The sequence below is a fragment of the Paraburkholderia graminis genome (assembly GCF_003330785.1).
GTDB lineage: Bacteria > Pseudomonadota > Gammaproteobacteria > Burkholderiales > Burkholderiaceae > Paraburkholderia > Paraburkholderia graminis.
Genome location: NZ_CP024935.1, coordinates 2,008,832 through 2,031,985, shown reverse-complemented (window position 1 = coordinate 2,031,985; position 23,154 = coordinate 2,008,832). Strand labels below are relative to the sequence as shown.

The window sequence follows — 23,154 nt, the reverse complement described above, 5'->3', positions numbered from 1 at the left end:
GGTAGCGGCGGCGAAAAGCGAAGAAGCCAACCCGCCGACACGCCAACGCTGAGCGCCGCCTATCTCCGCCGCTGCGCCTGCGCTGCGAGCCGCACCGCCGCGTTGCCCGCGCCGTAGCCGTCATAACCGCCGCGCCGCTCGACGATCTCCATGAAGAAGCGCTGATCGAGCTGTTCCGTATAGGCGTGGAAAAATTCGCCGCCGCGCTCATCGCGGTCGTACAGGATGTTGTGCTCGCGCAGCGCATCGAGCATCTCGTCCGGCAATGCGTAGCGTGCGGCCAGATCGTCGTAGTAATTACGCGGAATGCGCAGCACCGGCAAGCCATCGGCGACGAATTCGGGAATCGCGCTGAAGATGTCGCCCGTGCTGAACGCGACATGATTCAGACCGGAGCCATGATAGGTATGCAGCGCTTCGGCGACCGCTGTATGGTGATCCACCGACGCATTCAGCACCACGCGAACCGAACCGTCGCGGCTGCGCAGCGCGCGGCTGCGCACGAGGCCATACGGATCGGGCACGAGCACGCCGGGCTCCGCCTGAAAGCCAAACGCGGTGCGCAGAAACAGCACCCACGTATCGAGCGAATTCGCCGGCACGGCAAGGCACACGTGATCGATACGGCTGAGCGGCCCCACTTCCGCCGGACCGTTGATGTCCGTCAGAACGAAATCGGCTTCGAACAAGGTCGGCTGGTCAGGCGTTTCGTCGACGAAATAATTGAGGCTGCCGTCCGGCGCCTGCACCGCGGGCAGCACGCGTTCGTTCGGGCCGATCTGCCCGGAGAACGGCGCATAGCCGAAGCCGGCGGCCCGCTCGAAAGCCTGATTCGCGTTGTCGACGCGAAACGCCGACGCGCACAGCGACAAACCATGCTGCTGAAAGAACGCATTAGCGAACGAATCGGGCTCCGCGTTCAGCACGATCGAAGCGGCGCCATGCTGATAAAGCGTCACGTCTTTCGAACGATGCTGGCCCGCCTGGCGAAAGCGCAGTTTGCCGAGCCAGTCGGCGAGATGCGCGCGCGTGGTGTGATCCACGGCGAATTCGAGGAACTGATAGCCGACGTGCGCGGGCGCGGCCGGCGACTCATAGAGCTCACCGGCCGGTTGCCGCTCGCTGTCCAGCAACGCACGCGTCTGCTCCTCGAGAAACAGCAGCGAACGATGCCCGTCCGCGGCGGTGATGGTGGTCGGCGCGGCACGAAAGCCATCGTTGAAAATTTCCAGCGAAAGCGGGCCCTTGTAGCCCGCTTTCACGACTTGAGCCGTGAAGTTCGCGACGTCGAAATCGCCCTGGCCTGGAAAGCAGCGGTAGTGGCGGCTCCATTCGAGCACGTCCATTGCGAGCTTGGGCGCGTCGGCGATCTGCACGAAGGCGATGCGCTCGCCTGGAATATCCGCGATGCCGTCGACGGTGTCGCCAAGCGACAGCGTATGAAAACTGTCGAGCACAAGTCCGAGATTGGGATGGTTCACCGCGTTCACGAGCTTCCACGCATGCCGGTACGTCTTGACGTGCCGGCCCCACGCGAGGGCTTCGTAACCGGCGATCACGCCGGCCGCCTCGGCCGCCTGCGCGAGTGCGCCGAGCTGGTCGGTCATCAGCGCATCGTCGCAGAGGGTGTCGGGCTGCACGTTGCTGCACACCAGAATGCGATCCGTGCCCAGTTCGTGCATCACATCGAACTTGCGTTTTGCCCGATCCAGATTGCGCGCGAGACGCTCGGCGCTCACGCCGTCGAAATCGCGGAACGGCTGAAACAGCATGATTTTCAAGCCGAGATCTTCGGCGATGCGCCGTACGTCGGCGGGCGAACCGTCGAAATACAGCAGATCGTTTTCGAAAATCTCGACGCCTTCGAAGCCGGCCGCCTGGATCGCGGTCAGCTTCTCGACGAGGGTGCCGCTGATCGACACGGTGGCAATCGAACGTTGCATGAACAGCTCCTGCAAAAACGGTCAGACGGCTTATCGCGATCGCGCGCTGTGGCTACGGCGCAGGCTCTTCGCAGCGATGTTGCGATGCGTCAAATGGCCTGGTTCGTTACTTTGTGAGCAAGACGCAGGCCAGAATTTCCCAGAATAAGCGCATTTTCCGACAGTCTATACAAACTAACTAGATGGTACAAATTCGTATAAACCCCGAATGACGGACACGGCTGAATGCGCGCACACTTCGCCATACGTTGAGAAGCGTTGCGAGCCCGCGGCTCTGCGCTTCCTGTTCTACCCGCTGGAGACGACTATGAGCTTTGCGTCAGTACTGGTCCTCAATGGACCGAATCTCAACCTGCTCGGCACACGCGAGCCGGCTATCTACGGTTCCGAGACGCTCGACGACGTCGCCCGGCTTTGCCGCGATGCGGGAGAGCGCCTCGATCTGTCCATCGATTTCTGCCAGTCGAACGCCGAGCATCAACTGATCGACTGGCTGCACGCTGCGCGCACGAAGGTCGACGGCATTGTCATCAATCCGGCTGCGTACACGCACACGTCCGTCGCGATTGCCGACGCGCTCACCGCCATCGAAAAGCCCGTCATCGAAGTACACATATCGAACGTGCATCGGCGCGAAGCGTTCCGTCACCACTCGTATGTGTCGGCTGTGGCGGACGCGATCATCGTCGGTTGCGGCACGCAAGGCTATGTGCTCGCGCTCGAGCGCATGGTCACCATCCTTAAGAATAGGGCGGCGAAATGACTACGCCAATGAATGCACAAACGAACGCGCAGGCCAGCGCGAATTCATATCTGGTCGGATTAATCGGCGCGGGGATCAGCGGCTCGCTGAGCCCCGCCATGCACGAGGAGGAAGGCAGCAAGCTCGGCTTGCATTACGTGTATCGCCGCATCGACCTCGAAGCGTTGAAGCTGGACATTTCGGCGCTGCCCGATCTGCTGATTGCCGCCGAACGCATGGGCTACAACGGCCTGAACATCACGTATCCATGCAAGCAGGCGGTGATTCCGCTGCTCGACGAATTGTCCGACGATGCGCGCGCGCTCGGCGCCGTGAACACCGTGCTTTTCAAGGACGGCAAACGCATCGGCCACAACACGGACTGGTCCGGTTTTGCGCGCGCTTTTCAACGCGGCTTGCCTGACGTGTCGCTCGAACGCGTCGTGCAACTCGGTGCAGGCGGCGCAGGCGCGGCCGTCGCGCATGCGGCGCTCGCAATGGGCGCGCGAACGCTCACGCTGTTCGACGTCGATCCCGTGCGCGCCGAATCGCTTGCCGCTGAATTGCAGAAGCGCTTCGCCGATCGCACGGTCACTGCCGGCGCGTCGCTCGACGAAACGCTCGCGGCGGCCAACGGCCTGATTCACGCGACGCCTACCGGCATGGCGAAGCTGCCGGGCCTGCCGTTGCCCGCCGAATTGCTGCATCGCGACTTGTGGGTCGCGGACATCGTCTACTTCCCGATTCGCACCGCGCTGCTGCAGGCCGCGGAAGCGCTCGGCTGCCGCACATTGTCGGGCGGCGGCATGGCGGTGTACCAGGCAGTCGACGCGATGCGTATTTTCACCGGGCTCGAACCGGATGCCGAGCGCGTCTATACGCATTTCCAGTCACTGCTGGAACGCTAACCGGTCGCACATCCCGGTAAATGACGGATACCTAAATAGTTTGAGGAGACGACCACCTATGCCACAACCGATTCAATCCAGTCCATCCGACGCCAATCAACAGTCCGGCGCAAATACGAAAATGAGCACGAACACGGCGCGCCGCTCGAATGCGCGTTATCAGATACTCGGACTGCTCGCCGTCGGCACGATGATCAACTATCTCGACCGCACGGTGCTCGGCATCGCCGCGCCGCAGTTGACCAAAGAGCTGGGCATCAACGCCGCGATGATGGGCCTGCTGTTCTCGGTGTTCTCGTGGAGCTACGTCGCTTCGCAGATTCCGGGCGGCCTTTTTCTCGACCGTTTCGGCAGCAAGCTGACTTACTTTCTGTCGATGACCTTCTGGTCTTTATGCACGCTCGCGCAAGGACTCGTGCTTGGCATCGCGGGCCTGTTCGTATTCCGCCTCGGTCTCGGCGTCTCCGAAGCGCCGTGCTTTCCGACCAATAGCCGCGTCGTCGCGACGTGGTTCCCGCAAAGCGAACGCGCGATGGCAACGGGCACGTACACCGTCGGCGAATATATCGGGCTCGCGTTTTTCAGCCCGTTCCTCTTCATGCTGATGGGCGCATTCGGCTGGCGTTCGCTCTTTTATGTGGTGGGCGGCGTGGGCATCGTGTTCGGCGGCATCTGGTGGCTGCTGTATCGCGAACCGCGCGATCATCCGTCGGCGAATCAGGCCGAACTCGACTATATCGAAGCAGGCGGCGGTCTCACGCAGCGGCATAGCAGCGCCGCCTCTGCCGCGGCGCCCGCGAAAAGCGGCTTCGAATGGCGCACCATTGGCCGCTTGCTGAAGCATCGTCAATTGACGGGCATCTGTCTGGGCCAGTTCGCCGGCAACTCGACGCTCGTGTTCTTTCTCACCTGGTTCCCGACTTACCTCGCGACCGAACGTCATATGGGCTGGCTGAAAATCGGCTTCTTCGCGATCATGCCGTTCATTGCGGCGTCGATCGGCGTGATGTTCGGCGGGCTCTTTTCGGACTGGCTGCTGCGTCGCGGCAAGTCGGCGAACGTCGCGCGCAAACTGCCGATCATCGCCGGCTTGTTGCTCGCGTCCACGATCATTCTCGCCAACTACGTGGAGAGCAACGTCGCGGTGATCGCGATTCTGTCGGTGGCGTTTTTTGCGCAAGGCATGGCGGCGCTCGGCTGGACGCTGGTGTCCGATATCGCGCCCGAAGGACTGCTCGGCGTGACGGGCGGCATCTTCAACTTCGCCGCGAATCTGGCCGGCATCGTGACGCCGCTCGTGGTCGGCTTTATCGTCGCGGCGACGGGATCGTTTGTCGGCGCGCTGGTGTTTATCGGCATCGTGGCGCTGATTGGCGCGCTGTCGTACATCTTTATTGTCGGCGACATCAAGCGGATCGTGCTGGTGGATTGAGTAGTTGTTTGAGTGCGAGCGCAGTTGCAAACGCAAACTCAAGCGCGATAAAAAACGGGACGTGGCGCAAGCCACGTCCCGTTTTGCATTTGCGAGCGACGCGCTTCAACCTTCGCTTCAATCTTCCTTACGCACGAAACGCAACACAGCGTCGACGATCATCGCGCGATGACGCGCGCGCAATCTCGGATGCGACGGATCGCGGCCAAACGCTGTGCCGAACGTATGACGATTGCCGACGCGATGAAAGCACAGCGAACTGATCAGCAGATGCAGATCGATTGCGTCGACGTCATCGCGGAATTTGCCCGCCGCGATACCGCGTGCAAGCAGATCTTCTATCGTGTGAATGACCGTGACGTTGCGGCCTTTAAAGCTCTTCACCTGCTCGACATACTTCGCGCCGTTAATGTTTTCTATCGTCACGAGGCGCACGAAGTCGCGCTGGCGGTCGTGATAGTCGAACGTGAATTCGACCAGCGCGCGCATGCCTTCCACGGGGTCGAGTTCACTGACATGCAGATCCTGTTCGAGCGCGCGAATGTCGCCATACACCTTTTCGAGCACCGCCTGATACAACCCTTCCTTGCTGCCGAAGTAGTAGTACAGCATGCGCTTGGTGGTGTTGGTGCGCTCCGCGATCGCATCGACGCGCGCACCCGTCAGTCCCATCGCGGAGAACTCCTGCGTCGCGACGTCGAGGATATTGCGTTTGGTTTGTTCGGGATCGTACTTGCGGCGGACATCGCTACGCCGCGCGTCCTTCTGCGTCGCGTCGGACGGGATGCCGTTGGTATCGGGCCCGGCGGCCTTGCTTCCCTTTTTCATTGTCTATTCGAGCGGCGGTGACGGCGCATTCTAGCATGGCGAAAACCCGCGCCGACGCGAGGTTCAAGCGCGTCGAGCCTTGCGTCGAGCGTTGCATCGCGCCTTGCATCGAGCCCGCTCGAGACGGCTTGAATACAGTCCATACGCGAGCCGCCTTTAATGTGGGCGGCGCGATAGCCGGCGGCGCGCGGCGAGCGCGTCGCGCGTTTGCATCGCGGTGTAGGTCAACTGCGCGGCGGCGAGTCCGAGCGCGCCATATGCGGGCGTCAGACCGAACGCGGCGAACGCTTCGGGCACCGGACGCTCGCCGGCAATGGCCGCGGCCAGCAATTCGCCGGAGACGGTGGTCGGCGCCATGCCGTGTCCGCCGAAGCCGACCGCGTGCCAGACGCCGTCCGCGCCGCGGCCGATTTGCGGCATCTTGTGACGCGCGTAGCTCATCAGTCCGCCCCACGCGTAGTCGATGCGCACGTCGTGTAGTTGCGGATACACCTTTAGCAGGTCGCGCCGCAGTAATCGCGCGATGACTTCAGGCGCGCGATCTCGCACCGAGATGCGTCCGCCCCACAGAATGCGCGTATCGGGCAACGGCCGGTAGTAGTCGAATGCGAAGCGCGTGTCGTAGACGGCCGCGCGCGTATCGATTGCATCTTGCAGACGCGCGCCGAGCGGCTCCGTCGCCATCACGTAGGTGGCAATGGGCAGCACCGCGCGCTCGACTTTCGCATGGACGTTGCGCGCATAACCGCCGCCCGCCATCACGACGTGCCGCGCGTCGATTGCGCCTTGCGGCGTATGCACGATAAAGCCCGCGCCCTCGCGCTGCAAACGCACGACAGGCGACTGCTCGTGTATCCGCACGCCCGCATTGGCCGCGGCATTCGCTACGCCGAGCACGTATTTCAGCGGATGAAAGTGAAACGCATTGCGCTCGAAGAGACCGCCGTGATAACGGCGGGTCTTCAATTGCGAGGCAAGCTGGTCTGCCGTCAGCGGTTCCCAATCGACGCCGAACGAATCGCGCATCAGGCGCCGTTGCGCGTCGAGACGCGCCGGTTCGTCGAACCAGTTGGCGAGAATCACGCCGGCGTCGGTTGCGTCGCAATCGATGCGATAGCGCGCGATGCGGGCGCGCATCAGATCGACGGCGTCGGTCGTGAGCGCGTAAAGCTCGCGCGCGCGAACCGCGCCTAACGTTTTCAGCAGATCGGCGCAGTCGAGGCTATAGCCGCCGAAAACGAAGCCGCCGTTGCGCCCAGATGCGCCGAAGCCGACTTGCCGCGCTTCGAGCACCGCGACGTTCACGACGCCGCGCTCAGCCAGCCCCAGTGCCGTCGAGAGTCCCGCAAGCCCGCCGCCCACGATGCAAACGTCGACACTGTGGCGTCCGGCGAGCGGCGCGTAAGCAGAGGGGCGAGCGACAGTCGCTTCGTAAAAGTTGTCCATGGCGGCTAGCGTAGCGGCATTCGCGTGTCCGCGTCCAGCCGCTTAGCCGCTCACTTGCCGCAAGACACGGCCGCGCTTTATCTGCCCCAGCGCAACACCAGCGGATCGAGCCGCCGCGCGATCTTGAGAAGCCCTTCGCGCGTCGCGGGATGCATCGCCGGCAACGGATGACGCACCGCGTCCGAGCGAATCACGCCGCCTTCCTTCATCAACGCCTTGCACGATGCGAGGCCACCCTGGCGGTTTTCGTAGTTGATGAGCGGCAGCCACCGCTGATAATGCGCGGCGGCGGCTTCCGTATCGCCGGCGGCGTACGCGTCGACGATCAGACGAATGCCGTCCGCATAGCCGCCGCCTGTCATCGAACCCGTTGCGCCCGCATCGAGATCGGCCATCAGCGTAATGGCTTCCTCGCCGTCCCACGGACCCACGATTGCATCGCCGCCCAACTGGATGAGTTCGCGCAGCTTGTTGGCGGCTTGCGGCACTTCGATCTTGAAGTAAGACACGTGCTCGATTTCGCGGGCGATGCGCGCGAGAAACGGCGCGGACAGCGGCGTGCCGCTAACGGGCGCGTCCTGGATCATGATCGGAATGTCGATCGCATCGGACACGGCGCGGTAAAACTCTTCGATGCCGCGCTCGCCGACGCGGATCGTCGCGCCGTGATAAGGCGGCATGACCATCACCATCGCGGCGCCGGCTTCTTGCGCGCGGCGGCTGCGCTCCGCGCATTGATGCGAGCTGAAATGCGTGGTCGTGACGATCACCGGCACGCGGCCCGCGACGTGATCGAGCACGACGTGCATCAACGTGTTGCGCTCGTCGTCCGAAAGCGCGAACTGTTCGGAGAAGTTCGCCAGAATGCACAGGCCGTTCGAACCCGCGTCGATCATGAAATCGATGCAGCGCTTCTGGCCTTCCAGATCGAGCCGGCCGGCGTCGTCGAAAATGGTGGGAGCAACAGGAAAGACGCCGCGCATCGCGGCGGCATGGGTGGTTTGGCTCATGATTCAGGCGCCTTTTAGAAGTGGTAGGGCACGGCAGTGTCGATGTCTCCACCGCCGACTATACGGCGCTGCGGCGGCCGGGTATATTGAATTGTTTCCATCCTATGATCGCTTTTACGACTCACCGCGGCTTTCATGAAAAACACGTTGAACGTTCTGCTCGGCAAATTGCGCATGAAGCAGTTGCAATTGCTGATCGCGCTGGACGACCAGAAGTCGCTGCATAAAGCGGCCGGCCTCATGTCGATGACGCAATCGGCGGCGAGTAAGGCGTTGCAGGAACTCGAGTCGATGTTCGAGGCGCCGCTTTTCGAGCGTTCGAAAAGCGGCATGATTCCGAATCAGCTCGGGCATTGCGTGATCCGCCATGCGCGCCTCGTCGCGACCGACCTCACCGCGTTATGTCAGGACGTGGCTGAAATACGCTCGGGGCGCGGCGGGCGCCTCGCGATCGGTGCGATCATGGGCGCGATTCCGCAGTGCGTGATTCCCGCCGTGAATCGGCTGCACGCGGGACATCCGAACCTGTCGATAGAAGTGGTGGAGGACACGAGCGCGCGCATGCTCGCGCAACTCGACGACGGCCGCCTCGATCTCATGATCGGCCGCGCCGCCGTGGCAGCCGATCCATCGAAATACCAGTATCGTCCGCTTGCGGATGAGCCGTTATCGGTGGTGGTGGGCTATGGTCATCCGCCGTTGCCGAGAAAGGAAGTGAAGCTCGGCGATCTGGCCGATCATCGTTGGGTGATGTATCCGTCGCATATGCCGTTGCGCGCGCTGCTCGAACGCGAGATGGATCTGGCGGGGCTCACAATGCCGGATAACCCGATCTCGACGGCATCGACTTTTGTGACCGTCGCGCTATTGCAAAGCCGCGCGGATCTCGTGTCGTTGTTGCCGACTGCCATCGCCGAGATGTTCATTCGGCAAAAAATGCTGCGCGCGGTGCCGGTCAAACTGAAATCGCCTTCGCAGACTTTCGGTGTCGTGACGCGCAAAGGCGGCGTGCTGTCGCCGCCAGCGGAACGCTTTGTCGAATTGCTGCGGCAGCACATGAAGATGCGCGACGAGCCGGACATGCAGAAGCCAAAGCCAAAGCGCGCACCCGCCACGAAACGAAAAGCCGCCTGAACAAGCGGTTTTTTCGACTGACACACCCACTCGCGGCCGACATCGCGCAGACCTTAAATATCGCACGGTAATTCGCACTTTGCTATGTCGCCGCAGCGGGTGTTGTAGCCGCGACACTGGGGGTTTATCCGAACCAATTGCGTGCGGGCGTCCGAGCTAAACTCCTTAAAGGGTGCCGGATTTACGAGCCTGGCGCCCGTTCGGGGAGAGCAGTCATGAATCGGCCATCGGTTCGGTTTCCGCTTCGCGCCACCGGCACCAGCCCGGTGCGCAAGTGGATCAAATGGGCGCTGGCGGCGGCGTTGTTGCTGGGCTTGGCGTGGCTTGCACGCTTATGCCAGCTCGAAATAGAAACGTCCCGGCTGCAAGCGCACTATCTGTCCGAACTGACCCGCGACGTCGGTTTCACGGTCGATGACGGACCCAGTCATTCAATCCGCTTCCCCGAAACCGATAAAGGCCCTTACGACACGCGCCTCGGTTACGCGCTGCTGCCGTCCATCCAGCAGCGCCTGCTGCAACGCGGCTTCGAAATAACCGCGCAGGCGCGCGATTCGGAACGCATGCTTTCGCTCGCGGACAGAAGTCTTTTTCTGCCGTATGCCGAGAAAGACCAGGCCGGTTTGCAACTCTTCGACGGCACTGGCGCAGCGCTTTTCAGCGCGAATTTTCCAGGCCGCGCCTATGCGAGCTTCGAGGCGATTCCGCCCGTCATAGTCAATTCGCTGCTCTTTATCGAAGACCGCTATCTGCTCGATCCGAACCAGCCGAACCGTAATCCGGCTATCGACTGGGGACGCTTTAGCCGCGCGCTGGCCGATCAGGGCGCGCGCGTATTCAATCATCATCAGCCGACGCCTGGCGGCAGCACGCTCGCCACGCAGATCGAAAAATTCCGCCACTCGGCGGGCGGCCGCACTGCAACGCCTCCGGAAAAGCTGCGGCAGATTGCATCCGCTTCTGTGCGTGCCTATCTGAACGGCCCTCAAACGATGCCCGCACGTCAGCAGATCGTCGTGCATTACCTGAATTCGGTGCCGTTGGCCGCGCAACCCGGCATCGGCGAAATCAACGGCATGGGCGACGGGCTCGCCGCGTGGTACGGCCGCGATTTCGCGGACGTGAACCGCATACTCGCCGCGCCTTCAAGTGAAGAGAATTTGGCGGCGCAAGGAGAAGCCTTCCGCGAAGTACTGTCGTTGATGATCGCGCAGCGCGCGCCGTCGTATTTCCTGCATCGCGGCTATCCGGAACTCGAGCGGCTGACCGACAGCTATTTGCGCTTGCTCGCGAGTGGCGGCGTGATTTTCGCCGCGCTGCGCGATGCGGCGCTGTCGACGAACGTGCAGTTGCACCGCGCGCCAAAACCCGCCCAAAACACGGGCTCGTTCGTGTCGCGCAAAGCCGTCACGTCGATGCGCTCGAATCTGCTCGCGGCGCTCGGCATTCCGAGCTTCTACGAACTTGACCGGCTCGATCTGCAAGCCACGGGCACGCTCAACAATGCCGTGCAACAGGCCGTGAGCGAGAGGCTTGCCGCCGCCGCCACACGCGAGGGCGCGAAGGCCGCGGGTCTCGTCGGTTTCGAAATGCTGCGCGCGTCCGACGATCCGTCGAAAATCGCCTACAGCTTCACACTATTCGAGCGGCGCGACGGCGCGAACCTCGTGCGAGTGCAAACGGACAGCGTGAACCAGCCGTTCGACATCAATTCCGGCGCGCGGCTCAATCTCGGTTCCACCGCGAAACTGCGCACCATGGTGACGTATTTGCAGATCGTCTCTCAACTGCATGGCCGTTACGCCGCTCTGAGCGCGACGGAGCTGAAAGCCATCAAGCCCGATCCAAACGATCAATTGACGCGCTGGGCGCTCGACTACTTGTCGCATACACGTGACCGCTCATTGCAACCCATGCTCGATGCAGCCGTCGAACGCAAATATTCGGCGAGTCCCGGCGAAACGTTCTACACAGGCGGCGGCGCGCAGAGCTTCAACAATTTCGATTCCGACGACAACAGCCGCATTCTCACGGTTCGTCGCGCGTTCCAGCATTCGGTGAATCTCGTGTTCGTGCGGATGATGCGCGACATCGTTCACTATGAGATGGTGCAGACGACCGGGCCTTCGTCGCAGTGGCTAAACGATCCCGCGATTCGCAAGATGTATCTGACGCGTTTCGCCGATCAGGAAAGCCGCGTATACATGCACCGGTTCTATACGAAGTATCACGGCAAGACGCGCGACCAGGCGCTCGCTTTGTTGCTGCTCGGCGTGCGCAAATCGCCGCCGAAAGTCGCGACCGTATTGCGCAGCGTCGCGCCCGACGAGTCCAACGCGTGGTTCAACGAGAAGATGCGCGCCGCGCTGAAAAATACGCCGGCCGCCTCGATACTCGACGATGAAGACCTCGCAAAGCTCTACGCCAAATACGGAATCGACCGCTTCAATCTGAACGATCGCGGCTATATCGCGAGCGTGCATCCGCTGGAGTTGTGGACGCTCAATTATCTGCGCGAGCATCCGAACGCCACGCTCAACGAAATACAGAACGCAAGCGGCGACGTGCGTTTGCAGACCTATTCGTGGCTCTTCAAAACGCGTTACCACGCGACGCAGGATCGCCGCATCAAACGCATGGTCGAATTGCGCGCGTACGAGGCCATCGGCAAATCGTGGCAGGCGCTCGGCTATCCGTTCGAGACGCTGACGCCTTCGTATGCAGCGGCAATCGGTGCGTCGGGTGACAGGCCCGCCGCGCTCGCGCAACTGATCGGCCTGATTGCGAACGACGGCAACAAGGTGCCGACCGAAAGCATCACGCAACTGGACTTCGCGAAAGACACGCCATACGAAACGCATTTCCGCCGCGCGGCAACCGCGCCGCAACAGCAGCTTTCGCCGGAAATAGCGGGAACGGTAAAAGGCATGTTGCGCGATGTGGTGACGGGCGGCACGGCGCGGCGTCTCGCGCAAGGCATCACGTTCCCCGACGGCCGGACTATGGAAGTTTACGGCAAGACCGGCACCGGCGATCAGCGCTTCAACGTATTTGCCAAAGGCGCGCGCCTCATCGAATCGCGCAAGGTGAATCGCAGCGCGACGTTCGTGTTCGCTATCGGCGATCGCTTTTACGGCACGTTGACCGCGTGGGTGCACGAACCATATGCCGCACGCTACGAGTTCACGAGTGCGCTTTCCGTGCAATTGCTGAAGTCGATGGCGCCCGCGCTGCAACCGTTGCTCGAGTCCGCGCCCGCAAAGACCGCTTCGGTCTCGGTGAAGAGAGTCGCGGCGCAATGAACTGAACGCGTCGCTGCAAGTCAATATGCGGGCTCGGTCGCGGGCTTGAGAAAGAGTTCATGCACCGGCGCGAAGTGCGCATAGAGCGGCAGTATTGCGCCGCCCATCGCACGCGCGTCGGCGCCGATTGCGCCTTCCAATAGTTGCGGACGCACCATTCCTTCCCACTCGAATCGATCCAGCACACGCTCGGTGCGGCGAATGATTTCGCGCACCATTTGCCGGTCGAGTTCACCGTCGATCACCACTGCTTCGAGATCGAGCAGCGCTGCCGCATTCGTGAGCGCGTTGGCAATCGCGGGGCACGCGCTATCGAGCCATTCCTCGGTATGCCGCCACATATCCGGCGATAACGCGCGATGATCGTGCGCGGCCGCAGCCGGCTTGCCCGCTTCACTCAACAGGCGTTCGAGCACGAAGCCCGATGCCGCGTGCAGCAGTTGCCGCGCGGGCTTGCGCGCGCTGCCTTCGCGCAGCGGAATGGAGCCGACGGCGCCCGCGTTGTCGTGCGGTCCGCCATGCAAGCGGCCGTCGATCACGAGTCCGCCGCCAATGAACGTGCCCACGAACAGATACAGAAAATTGTGGATGCCGCGACCCTGGCCCATCACGAGTTCGGCGGCACAGGCGGCGGTGGTGTCCTTCGAGAATTCCACCGGGAGGCCCGTCATGGTCGCGATGCGCGCGCGCAAGTCGATCTCGTGCCACGCATCGAGCGCATCCAGCGCGTCGGGCGGCGCGCCGAGCAGATCGCGCCAGCCGCCGAGCCATAATGGCGCAGCCACGCCCACGCCGACGACTTTGCTTGCACTCGCGCCGAGCGTCTGATTCACGCGCGCGAGCCTTGTTTCAAGCGCTGGAAACAGCGTGCGCGGATCGGGATACGGATACTCGAACACGTCGCGGCACACAACGCGGCCCGCGAAATCCATCGCCAGCACGTCGAGGCTGCGGCGCCCGACCTTGATGCCGATCGTATAGGCGCCGTCCGCGCGCAACGCAATCGGCACCGACGGCTGCCCGATCCTGCCACGCACGCGCGCCTGCTTTTCCAGCAGACCGTCGTCGATCAAACGGTCGACGATCATCGACACCGTCTGCATCGAAAGACGTGTCAGGCGGCCAACGTCGGCTTTCGGCAGCGGCCCGTGCAAGCGGATCGCCTGCAGCACGATGCGTTCGTTGAATTGCCGCATGCCGACCTGGTTTGAGCCGACCGTGCGTTTGAGGGGCGGGCGCATGCCCGTGGTATCCATGACGATGAGCCCCTCAGCGAAGTGACTGCATCATGCAATCGCCTTGACGTCGGCTTCTTTCGCGCCCGTCATGATTGCAACGGCCTCGGACATATGCACGTCTTTCGTATTGACGAGCGCGGCGCGCCGGCCGAGCCGCTGAATATGAATGCGGTCCGCGACTTCGAATACGTGCGGCATGTTGTGGCTGATGAGAATCACCGGCAGCCCGCGGTCGCGCACACGGCGAATCAGTTCGAGCACCATGTTGCCTTCCTTCACGCCGAGCGCGGCGGTGGGCTCGTCGAGAATCACGACGTGTCGCGCGAATGCCGCACTGCGCGCGACCGCGACGCCCTGGCGCTGACCGCCCGACAATGTTTCGACGGCCTGGCGCATCGAACGAATGCCGATTTGCAGGTCTTTCATATGCGCAGTCGCTTCCTCCAGCATGCGGCGCTTGTCGATCATCTTGAAGATCGAGCCGCGCCAGCCGGGCTTCACCAATTCGCGCGCGAGAAAGAGATTTTCGGCGATGCTCATCGCGGGCGCGACCGCGAGTTCCTGATAGACGGTCTCGATGCCTTGCGCGCGTGCATCGAGCGGGCTGCGGAATTTGACGGGCTTGCCGTCGAGCAGAATCTCGCCTTCGTCGGGCACGGTCGCGCCGGACAGCGCCTTGATCAAGGACGATTTGCCTGCGCCGTTATCGCCGATCACCGCGAGAATTTCGCCGGGCAGCACCTCGAAATCGCAGCCGTCGAGCGCGGTCACATTGCCATAACGTTTGACGAGCCCACGCGCCTGTAAAACGGGCAGCGGGGAAGAAGCGGAAGTAGTTGTCGACATCACGGGCTCCTGTCGGTCCGGACCTGCATGCAAGATGTTGGCGGTGCTGTGCTTAACCGCGGCGATGAGAAAGTTTGTCCGCGGCCACCGCGAGAATCACCAGCATGCCGGTGATCAATACCTGGTAGACCGAAGAAACGCCAATCAGTGTCAGGCCGTTTCGAAACACGCCGACAATCAGCGCGCCGAGCAGCGTGCCGGAAATCGAACCGCGTCCGCCGAAAAGACTCGTGCCGCCGAGCACCACCGCGGTAATGCTGTCGAGATTCTCCGTTTGCCCCGCTTGCGGATCGCCCACGCCGGTACGCGATACGGACAGCAGCGCCGCGACGCCATAGATCGCGCCCGCCAATGTGTACACGGTGAGCAGGATCTTCTGCGACGACAAGCCCATCAGCCGCGCGGCCTCGGCGTTATTGCCGAGCGCATACAGGTGCCGCCCAGGAACCGTGTCGCGCAGCACGAACCATGTGGCCAGATACATCAGCAGCGTGAGGACCGTGCCGTACGTGACATCGGCGGGACCGAGCTTGAACGTGTTGCCGAAGAACATGATCGCGTCCGGCAGATTCGACACGCTTTCCGCATTCGAATAGATCTGCGTGAGCGCGAACGCAATGTTCAGCGTGCCGAGCGTGACGATGAACGCGGGCAGTTTGATGCGCGTGATCAGCACGCCATTGAGCACGCCGAACAATGTGCTCGCGGCGATACCGCAAAGAATGGCGACGGCCGGCGGCAGGCCGAGCGTGACCGCGAACTTCGTCATGATGATGGAGCCGAACGCCATCACCATCCCGCATGAGAGATCGATGCCGCCGGTCAGCACGATCAGCGTCTGACCGATTGCGATGACGGCGACGACCATCGTCTGCTGAAGAATCAGCGAGAGGTTCTGGAACGACAGGAACCGGCTGCTTTGCGAAATGAAGAATGCACAAGCCAGCACGAGCGCGATGAGCGGCCCGACTTCGGCGAGCGACGGCAGACGGTCGGAGAAATGGCGCGGATGGCCCGCGGGCGCGGAGGGAGTCGACATGATGGATGACCTCGAGACATGAGCGCGGCAGGCGCCGCGCGGCGAATCGTTCGGCGGCCCGTTACGTGGGCCGCCGTGCAGTGCGCGTTACTTGTTGCCCCAGCAGTTGTCGACGCCGAACTTGGTGTCCTTGCTGTCGATGCCGGACATCGGCTTGTCGGTGATCAGCGTCACGCCCGTGTCCTGATAGCCCGTGACCTTCTTGCCGGTCTTGGCGTAGTCGACGCCCGCTGTCACGCCGAGCGAGGCCATCTTCAACGGATACTGCTGCGAGGTCGCGGCAATCGATCCGGCCTTCACGTTGCGCACGCCTTCACAGCCGCCGTCGATGGAGACGATCATCACGCTCTTGTCCTTGCCCGCCGCTTTCAACGCGCGATACGCGCCCGCGGCTGCCGGCTCGTTGATCGTGTAAACCACGTTGATGTCCGGCGCTTTCTGCAAGCAGTTTTCCATCGCGGTCTGGCCTTTCGCCTGATCGCCGCGTGTGTCCTGGCTGCACACGATCGACGCGTCGCCTTCCTTCACGCCGAAGCCTTCCAGGAAACCGTTATGACGCAGCACGCCGACCGACACGCCTGGCGCGAGGTCGAGCGTGGCGATCTTCGCGGGCTTGCCGTTCAACGCGGCTTTCGCGTACTTGCCGATCAGCACGCCGGCCTTGAAGTTGTCGGTGGCGAAGAGGGCGTCGGTGGCGTCCTGCGGATCGGTCGGCGTATCCAGCGCGACCACCATCACACCGGCGGCGCGCGCTTTCTTGATGCTCGGCACGATCGCTTTGGTGTCGCTCGGCGTGATCAGAATCGCTTTCGCGCCGGCCGTCATCATGTTTTCGATCGCGGTCACCTGGCTCGCGTTATCGCCGTCGAAGCGGCCTGCGGCGGTAATCAGCTTCGCGCCGTCTTTCGACGCAGCCGCTTCCGCGCCTTGCTTCATCTTCACGAAAAACGGGTTCGTGTCGGTCTTCGTGATGAGGCCGACGACCGGCTGGTCGGCTGCCTGGCTCGCGCTCGCGCACCAGACCGCCGACGCCGCGACGCACATCGAGACGATTTTCCTGGCGACAGGAAGCCTGCGGGAATTCAGATTCATGGGACGCTCCTCCAGTTATTGGCAACGACGTTTGAACTGCCGGCGGTTGCACATGCGAACGCTGCGCGGCGCAACCTGAACGGCGGCTGATTCGAACCGTGATGTGAGGTCGAAAGAAGCCGCCTAAATCACTTTGGTTGATTTAGTACAGCAGGCGCGAACGGGCGCGTCAAGGAATCTCGTGAGCGGGGGTGAGAGTGCGGCGAGTCACGTCTAGGCGCGCAAAGCCATACGGGACGGGCTCTCCGGCGGTGATGCGATGCAGCGTTGAGTGACGCCGATTGGGGAAAGTCCTGGCTGCGGTGAAAGTTGTCTGAAAGCTAAAAGGCATGCGTTAGCGACTAAAAGCCGCGCATGCTTCGCTCCGTTTGCAGCGGTGCGAGGGGAAAATCAACGCGAGCGCGGCGTGCCGCTCGACGCTCGCACCACGAGTTGCGGCGCGGACGAAACGCGCATCGGCACTTTCGTTTTGCCGCGTGCGTTCTGCCCATACGACGACTCGATCAACTCGCGCAGCAGCGACACCGCGAGTCCGGCCACTTCGACGGTCGGCACCGCGACCGTGGTCAACGCGGGTCGCGATTCGCGAGCGAGTTGAATATCGGTGATGCCGACAACCGACAAATCCCCGGGCACCGCGAGGCCCAGGTCCGCGGCGGCATGCATCGCGCCGAGCGCCGGCAGGTCGTTGGTCGCGAAGATCGCAGTGAGTTGCGGATCGGCTTCGAGCAACGCGCGCGACGCCGTGTAGCCACCGTGGATCGTATCCGCTGCATGTCGGACGCGGTTCCTGCGCACGCCGGCCGCGCGCAGTGCATCGACGAAACCTTCATAGCGCGTCGCGTGAACGCCGGACGCCTTGCTGCCGACAATCGCGCCTATCCGCCGATGTCCCAACTCGAGCAGATGTTTGCCGGCAAGCTCGCCGGCCAGACGAAAGTCGACGGCGACGCAGGGCAAGCCCGGCGGATCGTCGGGCCGCTCCCACATGCATAAAACCACGGGCGTACCCCGCGATTCGGTCACATGAAGGTCGGCGAGTTCGAGGTTCGCGTTCGTCACCAGCACGCCCTCGGACAGCGTGCCGGCAATCTGATCGAGGTAGGCGCGGCCCGTCACCGGATCTTCGTTAGTATTGCAAATGATGACGAAGTGGCCGCTCGTACGCGCCGCGCGTTCGACGGCGAGCGCGAACTCCGGATAAAACGGATTGGCGATGCTCGACACCATCAACGCGAGCGTCGGCGCGCGGCCTTCGGCCAGCGCGCGAGCGGCAAGATGCGGGCGATAGCCGAGGGCATCGACGGCTTCTAGTACGCGTTGACGCGTCGCCTCGCCGACGCGGCCGCGATTGCGCAGCACGTTCGAAACGGTGGCGGGCGTCACGCCCGCGTGGCGCGCAACTTCGCTGAGTGTGGGCATAGATCGTCATTATTTGGGATGGTTACCCGGCATTTGCATCAAAGCGCAAGGCACGGCACCATCTGTCGCACAGACAAAACGACATGGAGACAGGCAAGGACCGGCGATCGCATGCGATCGATTTTTTAGGTCCTGCTGATTAAGCGCTTAATCTCCGTCGTCGAGCCGATTAAATCACGGAGTCGATGCGATGGCGAGCATTTCGTTAAGAGGCGTACAGAAAGCGTATGGCGACGGCGCGCCGGTGATTCGCGACGTCGATCTGGAAATCGGCGAGAACGAATTCTGCGTTTTTCTCGGCCCCTCGGGCTGCGGCAAGTCCACCTTGCTGCGCATGATCGCGGGGCTCGAAGATCTCACCGACGGCGACTTGTCGATCGGCGGAAAGATCATCAACGACGTGCCGGCCGCACAGCGCGGCGTCGCTATGGTGTTTCAGAGCTATGCGCTCTTTCCGCATATGACCGTGTTCGAGAACATGGCCTTCGGATTGAAGCTCGCCAAAACTCCCAAGGAAGAAATCGACCGCAAGGTACGCGAAGCCGCGCGCATTTTGCAACTCGAAGCACTGCTCGAACGCAGGCCGAAAGCACTCTCGGGCGGTCAGCGTCAACGCGTTGCAATTGGCCGCGCAATCGTGCGCCAGCCCGGCGTGTTTCTGTTCGACGAACCGCTTTCCAATCTCGACGCAACACTGCGCGGTCAGACTCGCATTGAAATCGCGCGGCTGCATAAGCAGTTTGCGAAGGCGAGCGTGGTGTATGTCACGCACGATCAGATCGAAGCGATGACGCTCGCGGACAAGATCGTGTTGCTGCATGCGGGCAAAGATACGGAGCGCTACGGCAGCATCGCGCAAATCGGCGCGCCGCTCGAGTTGTATCACCGTCCGAAAAGCCGCTTTGTGGCCGGCTTTATCGGTTCTCCACGCATGAACTTTTTGCCGGGACGGGTTGCTTCCGTCGACGCGCAAGGCGTAATCGTGACGCTCGACACGACGCTCGAAAACGTACGCGTGCCCGTGGATGGCGCCGCGCTCGAGGTCGCCCAACCGGTGACGCTTGGCGTGCGTCCGGAGCACCTTGAATTCATCGATACGTCTTCGCTTCAGGATGAAGCGGTGCTCACGCGCACGGTTTCGCTCGTCGAACAACTCGGCGAACACAGCTACGTGCATCTCGATCAGCCTGGCGGCTTCACGCTGATCGCAAAGGCGCCGGGCGACACGCATCTCGCGCCGGGAGATCGCGCGCATTTGCGTGTGCCGCGCCACGCCACGCATTTGTTTACCGAAGACGGCTTTGCCGCCGCTTCGCTGGAATCCGTCGAACACTACGCATAAAGGACATTCGGATGCGCCTTGGAGTCTGCTACTACCCGGAACACTGGCCAGAGTCGATGTGGGAAGACGACGCGCGCCGGATGAAAGCACTCGGCATCGAACAGGTGCGAATAGCCGAGTTCGCATGGAGCCGCATTGAACCGACGCCCGGTGAATATGATTGGGCGTGGCTCGATCGCGCGATCGAAGTACTCGGCGCGGCCGGTCTGCAGGTTGTAATGTGCACGCCGACCGCGACGCCGCCGAAGTGGCTGATCGACCGTCATCCGGACATCTTGCCGATTGGCGCCGATGGCCGGCCGCGCGCGTTCGGTTCGCGTCGTCACTATGACTTTTCGTCGCCGTCGTATTTCGCGGCGTCGCAGAAGATTTGCACTGCAATTGCCGAGCGTTATGGCAAGCATCCGGCCGTTCGTTACTGGCAGACCGATAACGAATTTGGTTGCCATCACACGGTAGTCAGTTATTCGCCCGCGGCAGTAGAGCGCTTTCGCGAGTGGCTGAAAGCGCGCTATCAAACTGTCGACGCATTGAATCGCGCGTGGGGCACCGTGTTCTGGAGCATGGAGTACCGCAGTTTCGACGAGATCGACGCCCCCGTCGCCACCGTGACCGAAGCGCATCCTTCGCATCGGCTCGATTACCGGCGCTTCGCTTCCGATGAAGTCGCGCGCTATAACCGCATGCAGGTCGAGATCATTCGCGCGCATTCGCCGGGGCGGCCGATCGCGCACAACTTCATGCAGCTCTTCACCGAGTTCGATCACTACAAAGTTGCCGCCGATCTCGACGTCGCCGCGTGGGACAGCTATCCGCTCGGCGCACTCGAAGAGCAATGGTTTGCGCCGGACATGAAAGCGCGCTGGCTGCGCAGCGGTCATCCCGACTTTGCGTCGTTCAATCACGACGTGTACCGCGGCATGTCGAAGCTGCCGTTCTGGGTGATGGAGCAGCAGCCGGGTCCAGTGAACTGGGCGATGTGGAATCCCGCGCCGCTGCCTGGCATGGTGCGTTTGTGGAGTTGGGAGGCGTTTGCGCATGGCGCGGGTTGCGTGTCGTATTTCCGCTGGCGTCAGGCGCCGTTTGCGCAGGAGCAGATGCATGCGGGTCTGAATACGCCGGATAACCGCCTCGACGTGGGCGGTAGCGAGGCCGCGCGCGTGGCCGAGGAAATCGGCACTGTACTCGCGGCGAACGCCGACGCAGATGCCGCGATTCGTTCGAAAGTCGCGCTCATTTACGACTATGAGGCGAAGTGGCTCTTCGAGATTCATCCGCAGGGTGCGGACTTTCACTATCCGCGCTTTGCATTCGAGTACTACTCGGCATTGCGCGCACTAGGTCTCGATGTGGATGTCGTGCCGGTCGATGCATCGCTGGACGGCTACAGTCTGATCGTCGTGCCGCCGTTGCCGGTCGTGTCTGCTGATCTTGCCGCGCGCCTCGCGAAGTCGGGCGCGCAAGTGGTGCTCGGGCCGCGTACCGGTTCTAAGACTCAGCACTTGCAGATCCCGGCGAATCTTCCGCCAGGCCCGCTCGCTGATGTATTGCCGTTGCGAGTATGGCGCGTCGAATCGATGCGGCCGAATGTGACCGAACCTGTGCTGCTCGATGGCACACAAACCGCGAATGCCGGAGAGGGCGTCGCGCGTCACTGGCGCGATTTCATCGAAAGCAATGGCACGAATTCATTCGACGTGCTCGCGCGTTTCGCGGACGGCCACCCAGCGTATGTGCGAAGCGGCGCGTTCCATTACTTTGCAAGCCTGTTCGACGACGCGCTGACGGTTCGGCTTTTTGCGCAAATCGCACAGCAGGCAGGCATTCAAACGATGCCGCTCGGCGAAAGCGTACGCATCAGCCGGCGTGGTGCGCTGACCTATGTGTTCAACTACGGCGATTGCGCACACACCATCGCCGATGTGGCAGACGACGCGTTCATTATCGGTTCGCGCGCAGTCGAACCACAGGGCGTGGCAGCGTATCGATCGAAATGACCGGTTCGGGTAACGGGACGATTGGCAAGCCGGAATTCCATGCAGTAACGACAACGACGCAAAATCAAGGAATAAAGGAGACAGGTAGCATGAAAATGAAACCACGCAAGGTTCTGCTGACACTCGCGCTCGCTGCGGCTGCGCTCGGAACGTCCGTTGTCAGTACTGCGCAGGCCGGCACGCTGACTGCGAACATCGCGTTCAAGGGCGCGAGCCAGCGCGCGGTGTGGCAGTCGGTGGTCGACGACTTCAAGAAGGCGCATCCTGGCATTGACGTGAAGGTATCGTTTATCGACGAAGAAGCCTACAAGGTGCAGTTGCCCGGCTGGCTCTCCACGGTCGCGCCCGACATCGTGAACTGGCATGACGGCGAACGCATGGCCTATTACGCGCAGCGCGGCCTCTTTGAAGACCTGAGCGGCGATTGGGCGAAGAACGGCTGGAACGACATGTATGCGTCGACGAAAGAAGCCTCGTCGTATAAGGGCAAGCAATATGCGGCGCCCACGGTGTACTACTCGTGGGGCATGTTCTATCGCAAGGATCTGTTTCAGAAGGCCGGCATTTCCGGTGAGCCGAAAACGTGGGAGCAGTTTCTCGACGACTGCAAGAAGTTGAAGGCAGCCGGCATTGCGCCGATTGCCGTTGCGGGCCGCGATTCATGGACGCTCGCCGGATGGTTCGATTATCTGGATCTGCGCGTGAACGGCAACGCATTCCACCAGAAGTTGATGGCGGGCGAGATTGCGTACACCGATCCGCGTGTGAAGAAGGTTTATACGACGTGGAAGCAGTTGATCGACGCCGGCTATTTCATCGACAACTCGCTCTCTTACGATCTCGATTCGGTGCAGCCGTTCCTGTTCCAGGGCAAAGCCGCGATGATGCTGATGGGCACGTTCATTACCGCGGGCTTTCCGGCGAACGTGAAGCCTCAAATGGGCTACTTCCAGTTCCCGATCATCGACGCCAATGTGCCGACCGCTGAAGATGGTCCGGTCGAATCGCTGCATATCCCGTCGAAAGCGAAGAACAAGGCGGATGCGCATACGTTCCTCGCATTTGTCGAGACGCCGGAAATCGGCGCGAAGCTCGCCACGGGGCTTGGATCGTTGTCGGCGAACAGCAAGTCGCCGGAACCGGAAGATCCGATTTCGAAGATCGGTTTCCAGATTCTTGCGAATACGAAGGGCGGCATTGCGCAGTTCTATGATCGCGACATGACAAAGGAAATGGCCGATGAAGGCATGAAGGGCATGCAGCAGTTCATTTCCGATCCGTCGAAGCTTGATAGTGTGCTCGCGCAGTTGGAGCAGACGCGGAAGCGGATTTATAAGAAGTAGGGAAGGGGGCGGTCGGGCGGCCGCCTTGGTGTTTTTGCTTGGCCGATAACACGCGTCGACAGCTTTGTATGGGGTGGGAGTAAGAGCTTT

General features: G+C 62.0%; 17 protein-coding genes. 8 read left to right on the top strand and 9 right to left on the bottom strand.

Going from position 1 to position 23,154, the window contains the following annotated elements; genetic code table 11:
- Positions 1 to 59 precede the first annotated feature (59 nt).
- Positions 60 to 1,943, bottom strand: a complete 1,884-nt coding sequence (locus tag CUJ91_RS27205; RefSeq protein ID WP_114157610.1) for a bifunctional sugar phosphate isomerase/epimerase/4-hydroxyphenylpyruvate dioxygenase family protein — start codon at positions 1,941 to 1,943, stop codon at positions 60 to 62.
- A 307-nt stretch (positions 1,944 to 2,250) separates the two neighbouring features.
- Between CUJ91_RS27205 and aroQ the strand changes: the two genes are divergently transcribed.
- From aroQ to CUJ91_RS27190, 3 genes are read left to right on the top strand one after another with little or no spacing between them, the layout of a single operon-like run.
- The gene (aroQ, locus tag CUJ91_RS27200; RefSeq protein ID WP_006052720.1) at positions 2,251 to 2,706 is read left to right on the top strand and encodes a type II 3-dehydroquinate dehydratase; all 456 of its coding nucleotides are present in this window, start codon (positions 2,251 to 2,253) and stop codon (positions 2,704 to 2,706) included.
- Positions 2,707 to 2,714: 8 nt separating this feature from the next.
- Positions 2,715 to 3,593, top strand: coding sequence for a shikimate dehydrogenase (locus CUJ91_RS27195; protein ID WP_114157609.1), 879 nt, complete (start codon positions 2,715 to 2,717; stop codon positions 3,591 to 3,593).
- A 58-nt stretch (positions 3,594 to 3,651) separates the two neighbouring features.
- Positions 3,652 to 5,025, top strand: a complete 1,374-nt coding sequence (locus CUJ91_RS27190) for an MFS transporter (protein WP_114157608.1) — start codon at positions 3,652 to 3,654, stop codon at positions 5,023 to 5,025.
- Between the two features lie 117 nt (positions 5,026 to 5,142).
- Here the strand turns inward: CUJ91_RS27190 and CUJ91_RS27185 are convergent, their stop codons facing one another.
- From CUJ91_RS27185 to CUJ91_RS27175, 3 genes are all read right to left on the bottom strand, one after another.
- Positions 5,143 to 5,853, bottom strand: a complete 711-nt coding sequence (locus CUJ91_RS27185) for a TetR/AcrR family transcriptional regulator (RefSeq protein WP_053860097.1) — start codon at positions 5,851 to 5,853, stop codon at positions 5,143 to 5,145.
- A gap of 156 nt (positions 5,854 to 6,009) precedes the next feature.
- The gene (locus CUJ91_RS27180) at positions 6,010 to 7,299 is read right to left on the bottom strand and encodes an NAD(P)/FAD-dependent oxidoreductase (protein WP_114157607.1); all 1,290 of its coding nucleotides are present in this window, start codon (positions 7,297 to 7,299) and stop codon (positions 6,010 to 6,012) included.
- 77 nt (positions 7,300 to 7,376) lie between these two features.
- A complete protein-coding gene (locus CUJ91_RS27175; RefSeq protein ID WP_114157606.1) occupies positions 7,377 to 8,309 on the bottom strand; it encodes a dihydrodipicolinate synthase family protein in 933 nt (310 codons plus the stop codon).
- A 135-nt stretch (positions 8,310 to 8,444) separates the two neighbouring features.
- On the opposite strand from CUJ91_RS27175, the gene CUJ91_RS27170 reads away from it, so the two are divergent.
- Together CUJ91_RS27170 and CUJ91_RS27165 are read left to right on the top strand one after the other, a co-directional pair.
- On the top strand, positions 8,445 to 9,443 hold the full coding sequence (locus tag CUJ91_RS27170) for a LysR family transcriptional regulator (protein ID WP_114157605.1): 999 nt from the start codon (positions 8,445 to 8,447) through the stop codon (positions 9,441 to 9,443).
- A 215-nt stretch (positions 9,444 to 9,658) separates the two neighbouring features.
- The gene (locus CUJ91_RS27165) at positions 9,659 to 12,745 is read left to right on the top strand and encodes a transglycosylase domain-containing protein (protein WP_114157604.1); all 3,087 of its coding nucleotides are present in this window, start codon (positions 9,659 to 9,661) and stop codon (positions 12,743 to 12,745) included.
- 20 nt (positions 12,746 to 12,765) lie between these two features.
- On the opposite strand, the gene CUJ91_RS27160 is transcribed toward CUJ91_RS27165, so the two are convergent.
- The 5 genes from CUJ91_RS27160 to CUJ91_RS27140 all read right to left on the bottom strand — a co-directional run bounded on the left by CUJ91_RS27160 (position 12,766) and on the right by CUJ91_RS27140 (position 18,382).
- Positions 12,766 to 14,001, bottom strand: a complete 1,236-nt coding sequence (locus CUJ91_RS27160) for an ROK family transcriptional regulator (protein WP_006049905.1) — start codon at positions 13,999 to 14,001, stop codon at positions 12,766 to 12,768.
- Between the two features lie 30 nt (positions 14,002 to 14,031).
- Complete coding sequence (locus CUJ91_RS27155) at positions 14,032 to 14,829, bottom strand: ATP-binding cassette domain-containing protein (protein ID WP_006049904.1); 798 nt, start codon at positions 14,827 to 14,829, stop codon at positions 14,032 to 14,034.
- A 52-nt stretch (positions 14,830 to 14,881) separates the two neighbouring features.
- Positions 14,882 to 15,868, bottom strand: coding sequence for an ABC transporter permease (locus tag CUJ91_RS27150; RefSeq protein WP_006049903.1), 987 nt, complete (start codon positions 15,866 to 15,868; stop codon positions 14,882 to 14,884).
- Positions 15,869 to 15,955: 87 nt separating this feature from the next.
- The gene (locus tag CUJ91_RS27145; protein WP_029970147.1) at positions 15,956 to 16,960 is read right to left on the bottom strand and encodes a sugar ABC transporter substrate-binding protein; all 1,005 of its coding nucleotides are present in this window, start codon (positions 16,958 to 16,960) and stop codon (positions 15,956 to 15,958) included.
- A gap of 390 nt (positions 16,961 to 17,350) precedes the next feature.
- Entirely contained in the window at positions 17,351 to 18,382 is a 1,032-nt protein-coding gene (locus CUJ91_RS27140) for a LacI family DNA-binding transcriptional regulator (RefSeq protein WP_114157603.1), read from the bottom strand.
- Between the two features lie 190 nt (positions 18,383 to 18,572).
- Between CUJ91_RS27140 and CUJ91_RS27135 the strand changes: the two genes are divergently transcribed.
- From CUJ91_RS27135 to CUJ91_RS27125, 3 genes are all read left to right on the top strand, one after another.
- Complete coding sequence (locus CUJ91_RS27135) at positions 18,573 to 19,724, top strand: ABC transporter ATP-binding protein (protein WP_114157602.1); 1,152 nt, start codon at positions 18,573 to 18,575, stop codon at positions 19,722 to 19,724.
- An 11-nt stretch (positions 19,725 to 19,735) separates the two neighbouring features.
- The gene (locus tag CUJ91_RS27130; RefSeq protein ID WP_114157601.1) at positions 19,736 to 21,721 is read left to right on the top strand and encodes a beta-galactosidase; all 1,986 of its coding nucleotides are present in this window, start codon (positions 19,736 to 19,738) and stop codon (positions 21,719 to 21,721) included.
- An 89-nt stretch (positions 21,722 to 21,810) separates the two neighbouring features.
- Positions 21,811 to 23,064 (top strand): ABC transporter substrate-binding protein, encoded by a 1,254-nt coding sequence (locus tag CUJ91_RS27125; protein WP_029970154.1) that lies wholly within the window; start codon positions 21,811 to 21,813, stop codon positions 23,062 to 23,064.
- Positions 23,065 to 23,154: the final 90 nt, after the last annotated feature.

Coding starts and splice junctions, on each gene's coding strand:
- CUJ91_RS27130 (WP_114157601.1), top strand. CDS start 19,736: ATGCGCCTTGGAGTCTGCTACTACCCGGAACACTGGCCAGAGTCGATG.
- CUJ91_RS27160 (WP_006049905.1), bottom strand. CDS start 14,001: ATGGATACCACGGGCATGCGCCCGCCCCTCAAACGCACGGTCGGCTCA.
- CUJ91_RS27155 (WP_006049904.1), bottom strand. CDS start 14,829: ATGTCGACAACTACTTCCGCTTCTTCCCCGCTGCCCGTTTTACAGGCG.
- CUJ91_RS27150 (WP_006049903.1), bottom strand. CDS start 15,868: ATGTCGACTCCCTCCGCGCCCGCGGGCCATCCGCGCCATTTCTCCGAC.
- CUJ91_RS27185 (WP_053860097.1), bottom strand. CDS start 5,853: ATGAAAAAGGGAAGCAAGGCCGCCGGGCCCGATACCAACGGCATCCCG.
- aroQ (WP_006052720.1), top strand. CDS start 2,251: ATGAGCTTTGCGTCAGTACTGGTCCTCAATGGACCGAATCTCAACCTG.
- CUJ91_RS27145 (WP_029970147.1), bottom strand. CDS start 16,960: ATGAATCTGAATTCCCGCAGGCTTCCTGTCGCCAGGAAAATCGTCTCG.
- CUJ91_RS27165 (WP_114157604.1), top strand. CDS start 9,659: ATGAATCGGCCATCGGTTCGGTTTCCGCTTCGCGCCACCGGCACCAGC.
- CUJ91_RS27190 (WP_114157608.1), top strand. CDS start 3,652: ATGCCACAACCGATTCAATCCAGTCCATCCGACGCCAATCAACAGTCC.
- CUJ91_RS27205 (WP_114157610.1), bottom strand. CDS start 1,943: ATGCAACGTTCGATTGCCACCGTGTCGATCAGCGGCACCCTCGTCGAG.
- CUJ91_RS27195 (WP_114157609.1), top strand. CDS start 2,715: ATGAATGCACAAACGAACGCGCAGGCCAGCGCGAATTCATATCTGGTC.
- CUJ91_RS27125 (WP_029970154.1), top strand. CDS start 21,811: ATGAAAATGAAACCACGCAAGGTTCTGCTGACACTCGCGCTCGCTGCG.
- CUJ91_RS27140 (WP_114157603.1), bottom strand. CDS start 18,382: ATGCCCACACTCAGCGAAGTTGCGCGCCACGCGGGCGTGACGCCCGCC.
- CUJ91_RS27175 (WP_114157606.1), bottom strand. CDS start 8,309: ATGAGCCAAACCACCCATGCCGCCGCGATGCGCGGCGTCTTTCCTGTT.
- CUJ91_RS27135 (WP_114157602.1), top strand. CDS start 18,573: ATGGCGAGCATTTCGTTAAGAGGCGTACAGAAAGCGTATGGCGACGGC.
- CUJ91_RS27170 (WP_114157605.1), top strand. CDS start 8,445: ATGAAAAACACGTTGAACGTTCTGCTCGGCAAATTGCGCATGAAGCAG.
- CUJ91_RS27180 (WP_114157607.1), bottom strand. CDS start 7,299: ATGGACAACTTTTACGAAGCGACTGTCGCTCGCCCCTCTGCTTACGCG.